This window comes from Pantoea sp. SM3 (assembly GCF_000963995.1).
Lineage (GTDB): Bacteria > Pseudomonadota > Gammaproteobacteria > Enterobacterales > Enterobacteriaceae > Pantoea > Pantoea rwandensis_B.
In genome coordinates, this window is record NZ_JZRD01000008.1 from 237777 (window position 1) to 251372 (window position 13596).

General features: G+C 54.0%; 16 protein-coding genes. 3 read left to right on the plus strand and 13 right to left on the minus strand.

From position 1 onward, the window contains the following. The first annotated feature begins 12 nt into the window (after positions 1-12). Positions 13-750, plus strand: coding sequence for an ABC transporter ATP-binding protein (locus tag VI01_RS05765; protein ID WP_045814386.1), 738 nt, complete (start codon positions 13-15; stop codon positions 748-750). 721 nt (positions 751-1471) lie between these two features. On the opposite strand, the gene VI01_RS05770 is transcribed toward VI01_RS05765, so the two are convergent. Next, the gene (locus VI01_RS05770) at positions 1472-2107 is read right to left on the minus strand and encodes an RpiB/LacA/LacB family sugar-phosphate isomerase (protein ID WP_045814333.1); all 636 of its coding nucleotides are present in this window, start codon (positions 2105-2107) and stop codon (positions 1472-1474) included. Between the two features lie 128 nt (positions 2108-2235). Here VI01_RS05770 and VI01_RS05775 point away from each other — a divergent pair, with 128 nt between their 5' ends. Then, complete coding sequence (locus VI01_RS05775) at positions 2236-2565, plus strand: cupin domain-containing protein (protein WP_038647114.1); 330 nt, start codon at positions 2236-2238, stop codon at positions 2563-2565. A gap of 288 nt (positions 2566-2853) precedes the next feature. Here VI01_RS05775 and VI01_RS05780 read toward each other — a convergent pair whose 3' ends face one another. From VI01_RS05780 to VI01_RS05800, 5 genes are all read right to left on the minus strand, one after another. Beyond that, entirely contained in the window at positions 2854-3357 is a 504-nt protein-coding gene (locus VI01_RS05780; protein WP_045814334.1) for a protein disulfide oxidoreductase, read from the minus strand. Continuing rightward, on the minus strand, positions 3354-4076 hold the full coding sequence (locus tag VI01_RS05785) for a DsbA family protein (RefSeq protein ID WP_045814387.1): 723 nt from the start codon (positions 4074-4076) through the stop codon (positions 3354-3356). Before VI01_RS05785 ends, VI01_RS05780 begins: the two co-directional genes overlap by 4 nt. Continuing rightward, a complete protein-coding gene (locus VI01_RS05790) occupies positions 4076-6076 on the minus strand; it encodes a protein-disulfide reductase DsbD (RefSeq protein WP_082082034.1) in 2001 nt (666 codons plus the stop codon). The genes VI01_RS05785 and VI01_RS05790 overlap by 1 nt, the downstream gene beginning before the upstream one ends. A gap of 49 nt (positions 6077-6125) precedes the next feature. Next, positions 6126-6476, minus strand: a complete 351-nt coding sequence (locus VI01_RS05795) for a hypothetical protein (RefSeq protein ID WP_045814336.1) — start codon at positions 6474-6476, stop codon at positions 6126-6128. Positions 6477-6674: 198 nt separating this feature from the next. Then, a complete protein-coding gene (locus VI01_RS05800; RefSeq protein WP_038647122.1) occupies positions 6675-7469 on the minus strand; it encodes an SDR family NAD(P)-dependent oxidoreductase in 795 nt (264 codons plus the stop codon). Positions 7470-7761: 292 nt separating this feature from the next. Here VI01_RS05800 and VI01_RS05805 point away from each other — a divergent pair, with 292 nt between their 5' ends. Next, positions 7762-8619: an NAD(P)-dependent oxidoreductase gene (locus VI01_RS05805; RefSeq protein WP_045814337.1), complete on the plus strand. Its 858-nt coding sequence runs from the start codon at positions 7762-7764 to the stop codon at positions 8617-8619. Here VI01_RS05805 and VI01_RS05810 read toward each other — a convergent pair. The 7 genes from VI01_RS05810 to VI01_RS05840 form a co-directional block, all read right to left on the minus strand. Then, entirely contained in the window at positions 8592-9176 is a 585-nt protein-coding gene (locus VI01_RS05810; RefSeq protein ID WP_045814338.1) for a glucokinase, read from the minus strand. The genes VI01_RS05805 and VI01_RS05810 overlap by 28 nt on opposite strands. Further along, entirely contained in the window at positions 9173-9610 is a 438-nt protein-coding gene (locus VI01_RS05815; protein WP_038647128.1) for a PTS sugar transporter subunit IIA, read from the minus strand. Before VI01_RS05815 ends, VI01_RS05810 begins: the two co-directional genes overlap by 4 nt. A 9-nt stretch (positions 9611-9619) precedes the next feature. Beyond that, positions 9620-9889, minus strand: coding sequence for a hypothetical protein (locus tag VI01_RS05820; protein WP_045814339.1), 270 nt, complete (start codon positions 9887-9889; stop codon positions 9620-9622). Between the two features lie 64 nt (positions 9890-9953). After that, positions 9954-10796: a class II fructose-bisphosphate aldolase gene (locus VI01_RS05825; protein WP_045814340.1), complete on the minus strand. Its 843-nt coding sequence runs from the start codon at positions 10794-10796 to the stop codon at positions 9954-9956. Continuing rightward, entirely contained in the window at positions 10783-12150 is a 1368-nt protein-coding gene (locus VI01_RS05830) for a PTS sugar transporter subunit IIC (RefSeq protein ID WP_034827290.1), read from the minus strand. The genes VI01_RS05825 and VI01_RS05830 overlap by 14 nt, the downstream gene beginning before the upstream one ends. Then, the gene (locus VI01_RS05835) at positions 12143-12457 is read right to left on the minus strand and encodes a PTS sugar transporter subunit IIB (RefSeq protein WP_034827292.1); all 315 of its coding nucleotides are present in this window, start codon (positions 12455-12457) and stop codon (positions 12143-12145) included. Before VI01_RS05835 ends, VI01_RS05830 begins: the two co-directional genes overlap by 8 nt. Before the next feature lie 10 nt (positions 12458-12467). Then, entirely contained in the window at positions 12468-13448 is a 981-nt protein-coding gene (locus VI01_RS05840) for a 6-phosphofructokinase (protein WP_045814341.1), read from the minus strand. Between the last annotated feature and the right edge of the window lie 148 nt (positions 13449-13596).

Here is a 13596-nt window from a genome sequence, read left to right on the forward strand (position 1 = left end):
AGCATGACCGAGATGATCAGTGTGAGTCACCTCAACCTCAGCTTTGGCGAGGACGAGCAGCGCAACCAGGTGCTGTATGACGTCAATTTGTCGGTGCGTGAAGGAGAAATTTTTGGCCTGGTCGGCGAGTCTGGATCGGGGAAAACCACGGTGCTGAAATGTCTTGCCGGGCTGTTTACCCATTGGGACGGCGAGCTCGCGATTGCAGGACGAAAACGGGAGCATCGTATTGACCGTGCCCTCTGCCGCCAGGTGCAGATGGTGTTCCAGGATCCTTATGGCTCGTTGCATCCGCGCCACACCATTGGCGACATCCTGGAAGAGCCGTTGCACATTCACGGTATCGGACAACGTCCGCAACGCGTGATTGCCATGTTGGAAAAGGTTGGACTCAATCGTGCCTGGCAAACCCGCTATCCGCATCAGCTTTCAGGCGGTCAGCGCCAGCGTGTGGCCATAGCCCGTGCGTTGATTCTCGAACCACGAGTGCTGTTACTGGATGAGCCCACCTCCGCGCTCGATGTCTCCGTGCAGGCAGAGATTCTGAACTTGTTAAGTGACTTGCAGCAGCAGGAGAACCTGACCTACATGATGGTGACGCACGATCTGGGCGTCGTGGCGCATCTGTGTCATCGAGTGGCGGTGATGCAGCATGGCAAGCTGTTAGAAACATTAGATGTGGAAACCCTGGTGGGGAATGGTGCGCAGATGCCCTATACGCGCATGCTGGTGGAATCGAGCCGGGCTTAAATAATGGGGTGTTATTGAGGGTGTAATGTCTGTTAGTTAAGACTCTATCTGGATAAGGCTGCCGTTTTTCAAGAATAACAGCCTTTTCCTTCACGATTTAGTGCGGGCCGCACCACCTCTGCTGCTGCCGGGCCGTCCTCGCGCCGCTTCGCGGTACCCTCGGCTGCAACGTCGTGCCGGCCGGAACGTTCGGGTACGGCCATCCATGGCCTACCCGAACTGCCTGTCGCATCCCTGCGCCTGGCTCCTGGCACAACGTCTCCGCCTCAGCGCTGCGAATAGCCCTTTACAGCAGCAGAGGCGCTGTGGCCTCAGACACTGTGCCCTTTGTGAAAATAAAAACGCTATCGCCTGAGCTATCGCGCCCTTCCCAACAGCGTAAACGGATGTTAGCAAGCAGGCTGGTGCCACTCAGGGGCGGGCATTTCGCAGCGCTGAACAGAGTGAGTCTGCCAGGAGAGACCGCATGGATGCGGGCGAAAGGTGGGGCTGGAACATGGATGTTCCATCCCCACCGGTCCGTAAAGGCAGACGAATGACGTGAAGATACCGCGTCAGCGGCGCGAGGACCGCCAGCCCCTGAGTGGCACCAGACTGCGTTATCATCTGTACCCCCAGTCCCTAAGCAGCAGTCATAAGATACTGGGTTAAATTTTACAGGGCCGCACTAATCACACCTGCATACCGATACAAAATTATCTCGGCTGAACGCAGCCCATCGTTACAGCAGATCACGAACAAAGCGCACGATGTCCTGATTCTGTCCGTGTTCGAACAGACACGCCTGGAAGCGAGCACCGACAACGGCGGCTTTCACCAGTTCAGGATCCAGTGCGCGCAGTGAATCAAGGTAATCTTCTTTCAGCAACGTGGCTTTCACCTGATTGAGAATGCCCGCATTACGCACCTGCGGCTCTTTGCGCTCTGGCGGATAGCCTAAACCTTTTTCGCCGGTGAAGGCTTTCTCGAAGATAAACCGTAGATTCAACTCGGCTCCCCAACCAAAACCCTTGGCGAAAGGCAGCGACAGCGCATTGCCGTTGTTAATTTGCGCGAACAGATAAGCATCGGCGGGATCGATACAGTAGCCGCACACGACACCGGGATGCAGGTTGAGCGACACCAACGCTCCTTGCCCGGTCCCACAACCTGCGACCACAAAGTCAGCCGCTTTACTGTTCAGCAACAGTCCAGCCATGATGCCGAGGTGAATATAAGTCAGATGATGATCCTGCTCGTCGCTCATGCCGACGTTAAACACCTGATGGCCGAGCGGTTGCGAGACAGTTTGCAGTTCTTTCCATACGGTTGCGTTCTTAGCGGCCTGGCTATTTTCCATCATCAAAGCGATTTTCATGATCCATCCTCAGATTAATTTGAAACACCGTTTCATTTTAATCAAGGTGCGCTAAAATGCAGCCCTGAAATGTCCCTTTCGATGTGAGATCTGTCACACATTGATGAAGTCACTGGTGAGGAAAACCGATGTTTATTTATAAAAGCGCGACGACTAAAGAAGACCTCGGCAACGGCGTGACGCGGCGCGTCATGGCCCACGGGGGGCGGATGATGGCGGTCGAAGTGACCTTTGAAAAGGATGCGGTAGGGCCACTGCATCATCACCCCCATGAGCAACTGACCTATGTGTTGGCCGGCCGTTTTGCTTTTACGATTGATGGGGTTACGCAGGAAGTCGGCGCGGGAGACACATTATATAAAGCGCCTAATGTGGTGCACGGTTGCGTCTGTCTGGAGGCGGGTACGCTGCTGGATACCTTCACGCCACAGCGCGAGGATTTTCTCGGGTCGCGGTAGATAGCGGATACACATGCAGCTGCATCCCTGGAGAGTGCATGCGTGCCTGCTGGATTGCCGCTTGCCCGTTAAACGATCAGCGTTAGCGCAGTCTGGGGCCGCTCATTAACTTCTGTACGTGATGATAAAAGGCTACAAATATGGCGGGTAGCTCAGGATGGACGAGATCGCAGCCGCCCCAGTGCGCAAAAAAAAAGCTGCCACTTCGAAAAGTGACAGCTTTACTAAGCAAAAGCCTTATTTGTGCGTCAATACGCTGCTGAGCGCGATCTGACACTCACTTACGCGTTAGTGAAATTTTTCCGCCCACCAAAGCCGCAATTTCAGTCCCCAGGCGCTGCTCCAACCGGTGGTGGTGCTGACCACTTTGCCGCGCTGTAGCACGATAAAGGTTGGCGTCACGTTGATATCCCAGCGTTGACTCACTGCACCGTTTTCATCGTTCACCGCCGGGCCCTGCAGACCTTTTTTCTCCAGCCAGGTGGCGACACGCTGGTCATTACCCGACCGTAGTGCCACGGTCACCACCTGACTACCGTTCTGGCTGAGCGCAGCCACCGTGGGCGTGGTGAGTTTGCACACCCCGCACCAGGTGGCCCACACATACACCAGCACCGGCTTATCCTGACTTAACGTGGCCAGGTTAACTTCGCTATTGATCGTCGTCAGCGGCTGTTGTGCCAGATCGGGTGGCAGCTGCGGGGCGCGCAGCCAATCCATGCCCCAAATTATCGCCGCGGCGATTAGCACCAGCACTGCTGCTTCACGCAGCCAGCGCTTGAGACGCATCATGGTTTCGCCTGCAACGCGCCCTTCACTGCGGCTTCCAGTTGCGCATAAGGCACCGCGCCGCTGATCAGCTCATTGCCCACCAGCGTAGCAGGCGTGCCCTGCACACCTAACTGCTGCGCCAGCGTCAGATTCTCATTGATGGTGTCGAGGCTGGCTTTACTGGGTTCTTTCAGCTTGATACCGGTTTTATCCAGCGCCGCGGCAATGCTCGCTTCGTCGTGGTTGCCCTTTTTCGCCATCAAGCGCTCGTGGAGTTTCAGGAAGTTTTTAGGTTGCTGTTCCCAAACCGTCAATGCCAAACGCGCGGATGTCAAAGAGGTTTCGGCACGATACGGCAGCGGTTTTAATACTACCGCCACCTGTGGATAGGTTTTCAGCAGCTTCTCAATATCCGCATCGAATTTCTTGCAGAACACGCAGTTGTAGTCAGTGAAATACACCAGCGTCAGCGCCGGTTTTTCTGCCCCGATGCGCGGTGAGCCGGCATCATTGAACAGGGCATCGTGGTTTTTCTTCACCATCTGCGCGACAACGCTCTGCTGCTGTTTCGCCGCTTCTTTATCAAAGGCATCAGCTGCTTCGGCCAGAATCGCCGGATTCTGCACCAGCGTTTCACGAATCAGCTGTTTGATGCGTGCCTCTTGTTCAGGTGTAAACGGTGCCGCCGCCAGTGCAGGCAGGGTCAGAAACATCAGGGACAGTAACAGGGATTTTTTCATCATTTTTTAGCCTCAGAGAGAGTCGAAATCACCGCTTCACGACTCAGCAGCGGTGACAAAATGTGGCCATGCGGCAGTGCCGGGCCATAAATTTGGTTAAAAGGGATAGCAACGCGGTCGCGCTTGCGCAGGAATTCACCGATCGCGGGGTCAGGCTGAGTCCAGTCACCGCGCAGCAGCACCACATCATCGGCTTTCAACGCGGCGCGCACGTCAGGTTGATTCAGCACCCGGGATTTATTCACCTTGCAGGTAATGCACCAGTCGGCGGTGACATCGACAAACACGCGCCTATCTTGCTCCAGTGCCTGATTGATCGCCGCTTCGGTCAGCGGCTGCCAGTAGAGCGTTTCCTCCTCTGGCTCAATGCGCATCATCAGGAATACCGCCCCCACCAACGTCAGGGTGATAAACACCACTCCGGCTTGTTGCAGCGCCCGACGCTGAATTAACCAGCCACACAGCACCAGCAGCAATACACCACCCAGCACCATGGCAAAAGATTCACCCCAGTGTGGGATCAGCAGTGTGACCAGCCAGAAAGTGGCGAGCAGCATCAACAGACCAAGCAGGGTACGCAGATGAACCATCCAGCGCCCCGGACGAGGCAGGCAGCGCGCCAAACCTGGCAACGCCGCGACCAACAGCCATGGCAGGCTCATGCCGATACCTAATGCGGCAAACAGCAACCACAACTGCGGCAAGGATGCGGTAAGCGCATAGGCCACTGCGGTTCCGAGAAACGGCGCGCTGCACGGCGTCGCCAATAACGTGGCAAAAGCCCCCTGACCAAAATGCCCCAGCAGCCCGCTACCGCCCTGCGTTGCCAGTCGGGTGTTAAGACCTGAAGGTAAACGGAAATGCAGCAAATCAAACAGACTGGCAGTGAAGAAGAACATCACCAGCACCATCGCCAGCAGGAAGCCACTGCTCTGGAACTGGATGCCCCAGCCCAACGCCTGGCCACTGAGCCGCAGGCCGGTCATCAACGCCGCGAGCAGCAGGAACGAGAACAGGATTCCGGCGCTGGAGGCAAGAAACTGCTGCCGGGTCTGACGCCGCGATTGGCCTTGTTGCTGCACCAGACTGCTGAGTTTTATTGCCAGCACCGGCAGCACACATGGCATCAGGTTGAGGAGCAACCCCCCTAACAGCGCCAGCCATATCACTGACCATAGGGTTTGTGATGTGCTATCGGAGACAAGGGGCTGAGCGCCGATGATTACCGAACTTTGCTGGGCAATACCCGCGTCAACCACCACCAGCGACAACGTTTTACCGCGCAAATCGGTTGCCGCTTCGCCCCACTCATCGGTGACCGCAACCCGCGCGCTGAGGATGTCGCCCTTCACCGTGATCTGCGGTGCAGCCAGCATGCTGCCTTGTGGATAGTCGAAGAACAGCTCAGGTTTAGTCCATCCACCCTGACGCTGAGCGCGGATTTGGAGTTCGCCATTGACGTTGCTGACGTCGAGTTGATCGGTCAAACCGCTTTCAGCGGGGATCTGCCCCATCGCCTGGGCGTAATCGCGGGCAAAATGGGGGGCAGCCTGCTGGTCGAGATCCAGAGTGAAGGGGAAATCGGTCAGAATGCAGACATCGCTACAGGTCGAGAGTGTGAGCGTGCCGGCCAGTTTTTTATCTGACACCTTTTTCAGCTCAATCGGCAGCGTGATATTGCCTTTGTAGCCTTGGGTGGTGAGCCCGCTCACGTCAAAGCGAGCAGGCGCAGGCCAATACCATGTGGCGTTGCTGGCGGGCGTTTGCCAGCGAATTTCCGGGGCCACGCCACCCTCGCCCGGCGAACGCCAGTAGGTTTTCCAACCGTTTTCCAGTCGGATATCCAGTAATATTTGCGCATCAGCGCCATGACTCGCGCTGCGTAAGCGCACTTCTGCATGGCTGTTTTGTGCATTACGCAGCCAGCCTGTGTCGGCAGCGTGCACCATGCTCGTGCATATGACCAGCAGGAGCAACAAGCTCCTGATAAAGAGATTCATCAATTTTTCTCCGGTGAATAACAAGGTTTACGCGATGGGATGCGTAGCGTTATTCCCGAAAGACGCAGAAGGTCAGATGCCGCCGCTGTACGGGCGGAAAGAGAGGCTCACGACGATAACCTGATGTGGATTTAGACGAGAAGAGCGTGGTCAGTAAGGCGATGACCATCAACAGAAACGGCATGACGCTGTCGATAATCGGGGCCGCAGCGTGGAGTGATTTTGCGCTGATGGAACAGACTTTTTCGCCACCGATTTGGTCGTGATCGCTGAACGACGAGGCGCTGAACTGCGCCTGAGAAGCATTGGGCAGATTAAAGCTACGCTGGGCGAGACAAAATGCCAGCACCAGACAAAGCAGTGCCAGAATCCATTTTGCGCGTTGTGCTGATTTGGTCATGCCATCGCCCCAGAGTAAAGTGCGGGCATTTTAAGCACATGCAGCAGAAACACCAAGCGTTGCTGTGTAAACTTTTGTCTGGCTGAGGTTAATCGTGGCGTTGTCGCAGCGAAGTCTATGCCCTCCACTCAGCCCTCATGGGGCTTAAGAAGCACGTAATACGTTACGCTGCGACACGGACTGGCGATTTACTGCGGATTAAACAATATCATCCACCACTCCGCCATCGACGCGCAGTGCCGCGCCGGAGGTAGCCGAAGCTTGTTGCGAGCACACGTATACTACCATATTTGCCACCTCTTCCACCGTGGCTGCACGCTGAATCACCGAACTCGGACGCTGCGCCATCACAAACTCTTTCGCCAGTACTTCTAGCGTTTTTCCGGTTCGTTTGACTTCGTCTTCCATCATTGCTGCAAAACCATCTGAGATGGTGGGGCCAGGCAGCACGCTGTTTACCGTCACGCCGCTCCCTGCTGCGACTTTCGCCAGCCCACGCGCCAGGGAGAGTTGCGCGGTTTTGGTCACACCGTAATGCACCATATCCGCGGGGATATTGCGCGCCGATTCAGAAGAGATAAACACCACGCGCCCCCAACCGCGTTTCACCATCTCCGGCAGCAAAGCGCGGGATAGTCGCACACCCGACATCACGTTGGTCTGCCAGTAAGCTTCCCAGGTGTCGTCATCGGTGGCGTAGAAGTCTTGCGGGCCGTAAATTCCGGCGTTGTTGACCAGAATATCAATGGGCGGCAATCCGTTCAGCAATTGCTTTACGCCCTGTGCGCTGCCGAGATCGGCAATAAAAGTATGAATTTTGGCGCCAACCACCAATCCATTCAGCTTCTCACGTGCCCGGCTCACCGAGTCTTCACTGCGCCCATTAAGCACCACTTCGGCACCGCTCTCAGCCAATCCCTGAGCGATCGCAAAACCAATGCCGCCCGTTGATGCCGTCACTAACGCGGTTTTACCGTGCAAATCAATGTTCATAGAGTCTCCTTGATGGATAGGCAATATCATGCAAAACATTCAACAAGCCTGGTTGAGCGTGTGAAATATGCCTTGTCAAATCATGCGGTTATTATCACGACAGTGAATTAGCACAAGCGTGTCTGGCCTGCTTTCTGCCCCGCCAAATCACCCGCTGTGCCACCGCCAGCAGCAATAACCGTGCCGGACAAAACTACTGCAGGTGGACGGTTGTATTTGCTTGCACTTCCCTAAGCACAATCTCTTCAGCGCGATCCATACTGACAACTTGATGCCTAAAGGAGTGACCGTAATGAAGACGATTGCTATCGCCGCACCGGGCGCTATGGGCGCGGCCATCGGTGCTGTACTTGCCCGGCATGGGGCGCGGGTGATTGCTCCGCTGAACGGACGCTCACCTCAGTCACAACAGCGTGCCCAACAGGCCAATATCGCCAACTGCAGCGCACAGGCGCTTTGTGAGGCCGATATGATTCTGTCGATTCTGCCGCCCGAATCGGCACTCAGCTGGGCACAACAGATGGCTCCGCTTTTACAAGCCGCCGCGCACAAACCGTTGTATGTGGATTGCAACGCCATCAGTCCGGAGACGCTCAAACGAGTGGCTCAGGTGATTGAAAGCACCGGTACCCCTTTTGTCGATGCGGCGATAATTGGCTTGCCACCAGGCGAGCAAAATCCTTCCGGGCCGCGATTCTGGTTTGCAGGACCACATGCCGAAAAACTGGCGCAGTTAAGTGATTGTGGGTTGCGGGTGCGGGTGATGGGCGCTGAGAACGGCGCCGCCTCAGCATTGAAGATGGCTTATGCCGGGATTAATAAAGGCATCACTCTGCTGACCTCAGCGATGCTGATCAATGCCAGCCGTGTGGGTGCCGCCGATGCACTGCGTGAAGAGATGGAGGAGAGCCAGCAGGCGTTACTGAAGCGAATGGAAAAAGCCGCCCCGGATATGCTGCCAAAAGCCTGGCGCTGGGCGGCGGAGATGGATGAGATTGCCACGCTTAATCAGGGCGAACTGGCCACCGATCAACTCTATCGGGCCTTAGGGGAAATCTGCCGCCAGCTGGCTGACGATCGCCAACACGATCAACAGTTCAGCGCCTTACTGGCGGACTTCTTTCAACCTGATGCAGACAAAGCGGGCTGAGCACTCACCGGCAGCCGCAGCTGACGCTGCAACCAGGCACTCGCCGCCGCTTCATCCGGATCGGCGGCATTGAGTTGCAACACCGGCCCGAGCGCCATCGGCTGCGCCGTTTCCGCCAGCTTACGTAGCTCAGGCAGATACTCGGCACCTGGATGACCCGGCATGCGATCGGTCAGTCGTGACTGATAACGCGCTACCGCTTCGTCAGGGGTGATCGCCAGCCACAGCTCCAGCACCCGAGTGATACCCGCTTGCTCTAATCCTTGCTGCAAGACTTCTTTTGGCTGGAAGCCGAACCAGGCGTCAATCAGGTATACGCAGCAGGTGGGAGCTTGCCCGACCACCTTCCAGATTGCCTGATAAGCCGCACAACCCAACTGACGGTTACGCAGGCGATCCACCGGCGCGAAACTGGCCATAAAAGGTTCTTTGAGGCTGTCCAGCGTCAGTACCGGAAAACCAAACCGTTCCGCCATAGCCCGTGTCAGGGTGCTTTTCCCCGACGCGGGAATGCCGTTGACCAGCACCACCATCTTTTCTTCAGTGTGAGAAGTCATAGGATTTCTATCACCTCCGCCACACTGCTGGCCTGACGTAACCGCACCAGCGTCTCTTCATCTTCCAATAGTGAGACAATCGCGCGAATGCCCTCTTCGATGTGTGCATTGCTGTCGCGCGCGCCGAACATGATGACGATATCGGCTTTGTCACTCCCCTCAAAAGAGATCGGCTCATCCAGCACAATCATGCTGAAGCAATCTTTTAGCACGCCCGTTTCCGGACGCGCATGCGGAATGGCTATCCCTTCCTCAAACACATAATAAGCGCCGTGCGTCAGGGTATTGGCTATCACCGCCTCCGGATAGGAATCCTTCACATATCCACCGCTCACCAACGGTTGTGCGGCCAGCGCGATCACTTCGCGCCAGTCCGTGGCGCTGATCCCCACCTGAATCGCATTCGCTTCTTGCAGCAGTCGCTTAATACTCATACTGCCTCCTTAAATTGATTTGCGGATGGTATTACGCAGTTCATCAATTTTAACGAACAGCGGATCAATTTCCTGACGAAAACGGCGGCTTTTCGCAAAGATATTTAATGCACGATTATATTCCAGCATTAATTGTTTCTGCGCTTCGACCGCTTGCGGATTAATAGCGAGCTGTTGTTCCAGCTCGCTAATTTTTCCACTGATGGTTTCTGCCTGAAGATCTATTTCTTGTGAATCCTGACTCTTATTATCCGAGCCCTTTTTCAAGAATCCAAACATAGCGTCTCCTGCCCCGAATGGCGCCAGGGCACCTCAGGTTTATTACGTCATGAGTGAGTCGTACTTAACGGAACAGTGAAATCTTTTCTACCAGCACATTGGTGACGGCATCATTAGCGGGCACCAGGAAGTTGCGTACGCTGTCATTCACTTTACCTTTTTCAAACGTCTGCTTGCAGTTTGCCACCCACTGCACATTCATTTCCGTGCCGACGTTCACTTTTTCGATACCGCTGCGCACGGCCAGGCGCATGTCTTCATCACTCACGCCCGTACCGCCGTGCAACACCAACGGGGTTTTGGTCGCTTCAGTAATATCGGCCAGACGCTGATGCTGAATATGCGCTTTACCGGTATAGAGTCCATGTACGGTACCGATGGAGATGGCCAGCATATCAACACCGGTTTCATCCACGAAACGCTTAGCATCATCTACGGTGGTAAAGGACGCATCGTTCATTTCGACTTCTTTACCGTCTTCTGAACCACCGATAGCACCCAGTTCTGCTTCAACCGAGACCTGCAACGGGCGCGCCATATCAATCACGCGACGCGTATTGGCAATGTTCTCTTCGATCGATAAATGCGAGCCGTCATACATAATGGAACTGAATCCTGCATCCAGTGCCGTTTGAATCGCATCGAGATCTGAACAGTGATCGAGATGCAGGCACGTTGGCACATTACGGCTTTCAGATAAGGAGCGAATCGCATCCACTAATAATTTATGTCCCAGATATTTCGCCGTGCCGGTTGAGATCTGAATCATTAATGGACTGTTGGTTTTCTCTGCTGCTTTAAAAAAAGCCGGTAACATTTCCAGACAGTGTAAATTAAAGGAACCAAGCGCTTTAAATTCACGTTGTTTAGCCACCTGTAACAGATCGGTAAAGTTATAAAGTTTCATGAAGCTTTTCCTCGTGGGATTTAGGGGATTTTCCGTTAACAAACCAGGCGATCAGAGTGATGAAGACAATAAAGAGTGCGACGAACAACCAGTTGCCCTGGAACGCATGGCCCAATACCAATCCGGTACTGATGACGTCAGAGTCACTGAAGGTCACACCGGTGAAGCCGTAGCTTTCGAGCATTGGCACCAATATGGCCGGCAGGAAGGTGATGAACAGGCCATGTACAAAACCGCCAATCATCGCTCCACGACGTCCACCCAGCGCATTACCGAATACACCTGCGGTGCCACCGGCAAAGAAGTTGGTGAGCAGGCCAGGCAGAATCATCGCCAGACCGAACATGGGGAACACCAGCATACCGACCACGGAACCCAGAGTTGTCGCCAGGAAGCCGACGATCACGGCATTCGGTGCGTAAGGGAACATCACCGGACAGTCGAGCGCGGGTTTTGCATCTGGCACCAGGCGCATCGCAATGCCACGGAACGCTGGCACCAACTCGTTGAGCAGTAAACGCACGCCGCTATACAGCACGAACACGCCGGCGACGAACTGAATCGACTGCATAAAGGCATACATCAGGTAGTTCATGCCGTTGCTGTACTGGCCGATAAATTCTGGGCCTGCTGCCACTGCCGGGATCAGGTACATCGGGACCATCACCACTGCCATCGACAGATAGGTGTCCTGCAGGAACTTGAAGTTGTCTGGCAGCTTGAGATCTTCCGTTGAGCGCGAGCCTTTACCGACCACCTTCGCCACTGCCGCCGTCAGCAGATAGCCGATGGTGCAGAAGTGTCCCAGTGCCACGTCATCAGAGTCTGTGATTCGGCGCACCACCGGCTGAGCCAGCGCTGGCATCACGACCGCCATAATGCCGCCGAAGATGCCGCCCGTGAGGATCAGCGGTAAACCCGTCAGCCCGGCTTTATAGCCAATCACCGCTCCGATGGTTGCCATCCACAGCAGCGCCTGACCGGTGAGGAAGATGTATTTGAACGGCGTCAGACGCGCGATGATGATGTTGACGATAAAGATCACCAACAATGTCAGCGCCACTTCTGATCCCAACTCGCGGCTTGCTAATCCGGCAATGGCGGCCACATCGGTGATATAGCCCTTCATGCCAAAACCGTGGGTGAAGATGGTATTCAGGAAGGTCAGCGTACCGACAATGATATTGATACCCGCCATCATGATTAAAAAGCCCAGCAGGGTTTTAAAGGTGCCTTCCACCACCTTACCTGCGGATTTTTTCTGCAGTAGCAGACCAATCAGAGCAATAAAGGCGATCAGAATTGATGCCTGCCCTAATAAGTCTTTTACCAGGAAGTTGATCACACTATTCATGGTTAGCAACCTTCAGATTACGTTCTTTCATAAACGCCACGATTTTTTCCTCAATTTCAGCTTTATCGGTCAGCTTGTTGAGAATAATCACCCGTTTAATTTGTTCCGGGCTGGCATCCGCGTTAAGGACATCCGCAAATGCTTTTTGCGTGAGAATCATGTCGGATTTAAAAGCATTGGCTTCTGAAATAGTGGTGTGATCAATATCCGCTTCAATTTCGAGTTTCTTTAATACGGATTTGGCACTCATTTCGATGGCGAAACTAGAACCCAGACCACATCCACAGACACATAATATTTTCAGCATGGCGTTTTCCTCACAGAATATGCAGTTGTTTAGCGAGTTTGTAATGATGCCCTTCGGTATCAACCAGGCGTTTTTTCATGCTTATAAGATCAATCGGTATCGGTCGATTACTGCCATTAATAATCACCGCTTTGTTGCGCATCCCCGACTGAATACAGCGCGCAACTTCACTGGCCATAATGGTGCCTTGATAAATCTCTTCACAGGTCGGGTCACCACTACGCAAGCCGTAACCGATAATAGTTTTACGAATTCGTACCCCTATCAGCGGCTCAATCTGTTTAATTAAGGTATCAATCGCGCCCTGAAAGCCCGGCGAGTATTCGCGGGTGTAGCCTTCAGAGCAGAGAATCACCACGCTGTTCTGCGCGGCAAGTCGCTGCGTGATGCGTTCTGCCAGCTCCTGCGGCGGAATCTGACACTCTGGAATCAGTGCGAAGTCAGCATTCGATTTAATCGCCGATTGCAGCGTCAACTCGCCACAATAGCCGCCGAGCAACTCAACCATAAATACACGACCGGTTAACGCGCGGCCGGTATTTCTTAATTTCGATACTTCTTTTAAGACTTGCTCACAAGCGGTAGAGAAACCAATGGTGTAGTCACTGCCAAAAACATCATTATCAATGGTCATGCCTACACCAAAGCAATTCACGCCGAATTCGCTTAATGTATGTAAAAACTGTAATGAGCCATCACCCCCGGCCATAATTAATACATCGATGCGTAGCGATTTGAGTTGTTTGGCGATCACCTCATACTCAGGGCGAATTAATTTTCGCGTGGTTCGTCCCGATTGCATCACGGGAATTGAAGTGATGGCATAATCCACCAGATCGCGCTGCGACATTTCCTGATGGCGATTTTCTAATAAACCGGGAATGCCGCCATTAAATAACACCATATCCGCCTGCGTCATACGTGATATCTGAAACACAAAGTTATTTATTCCGGTAACATCGCCACCGCTTATCACTATGCCAATTCTCATTGTCATCACTCCGTATGCTGCGCGTCTGACATTCATTCTTCCGGTGAACGGATTTTCTATTTGCAACGAAGATCACATTTTTGCCATGTATTTCATTCCTCGTAACGTTGACAAGCATGAATAAGCGCTGTTTTTTGTGATATTAATC

Bases quoted from the DNA above. Each gene is read 5' to 3' on its own strand.
- VI01_RS05765 (WP_045814386.1), top strand. From the start codon at position 13: ATGATCAGTGTGAGTCACCTCAACCTCAGCTTTGGCGAGGACGAGCAG.
- VI01_RS05770 (WP_045814333.1), bottom strand. From the start codon at position 2,107: ATGAAAATCGCTTTGATGATGGAAAATAGCCAGGCCGCTAAGAACGCA.
- VI01_RS05775 (WP_038647114.1), top strand. From the start codon at position 2,236: ATGTTTATTTATAAAAGCGCGACGACTAAAGAAGACCTCGGCAACGGC.
- VI01_RS05780 (WP_045814334.1), bottom strand. From the start codon at position 3,357: ATGATGCGTCTCAAGCGCTGGCTGCGTGAAGCAGCAGTGCTGGTGCTA.
- VI01_RS05785 (WP_045814387.1), bottom strand. From the start codon at position 4,076: ATGAAAAAATCCCTGTTACTGTCCCTGATGTTTCTGACCCTGCCTGCA.
- VI01_RS05790 (WP_082082034.1), bottom strand. From the start codon at position 6,076: ATGAATCTCTTTATCAGGAGCTTGTTGCTCCTGCTGGTCATATGCACG.
- VI01_RS05795 (WP_045814336.1), bottom strand. From the start codon at position 6,476: ATGACCAAATCAGCACAACGCGCAAAATGGATTCTGGCACTGCTTTGT.
- VI01_RS05800 (WP_038647122.1), bottom strand. From the start codon at position 7,469: ATGAACATTGATTTGCACGGTAAAACCGCGTTAGTGACGGCATCAACG.
- VI01_RS05805 (WP_045814337.1), top strand. From the start codon at position 7,762: ATGAAGACGATTGCTATCGCCGCACCGGGCGCTATGGGCGCGGCCATC.
- VI01_RS05810 (WP_045814338.1), bottom strand. From the start codon at position 9,176: ATGACTTCTCACACTGAAGAAAAGATGGTGGTGCTGGTCAACGGCATT.
- VI01_RS05815 (WP_038647128.1), bottom strand. From the start codon at position 9,610: ATGAGTATTAAGCGACTGCTGCAAGAAGCGAATGCGATTCAGGTGGGG.
- VI01_RS05820 (WP_045814339.1), bottom strand. From the start codon at position 9,889: ATGTTTGGATTCTTGAAAAAGGGCTCGGATAATAAGAGTCAGGATTCA.
- VI01_RS05825 (WP_045814340.1), bottom strand. From the start codon at position 10,796: ATGAAACTTTATAACTTTACCGATCTGTTACAGGTGGCTAAACAACGT.
- VI01_RS05830 (WP_034827290.1), bottom strand. From the start codon at position 12,150: ATGAATAGTGTGATCAACTTCCTGGTAAAAGACTTATTAGGGCAGGCA.
- VI01_RS05835 (WP_034827292.1), bottom strand. From the start codon at position 12,457: ATGCTGAAAATATTATGTGTCTGTGGATGTGGTCTGGGTTCTAGTTTC.
- VI01_RS05840 (WP_045814341.1), bottom strand. From the start codon at position 13,448: ATGAGAATTGGCATAGTGATAAGCGGTGGCGATGTTACCGGAATAAAT.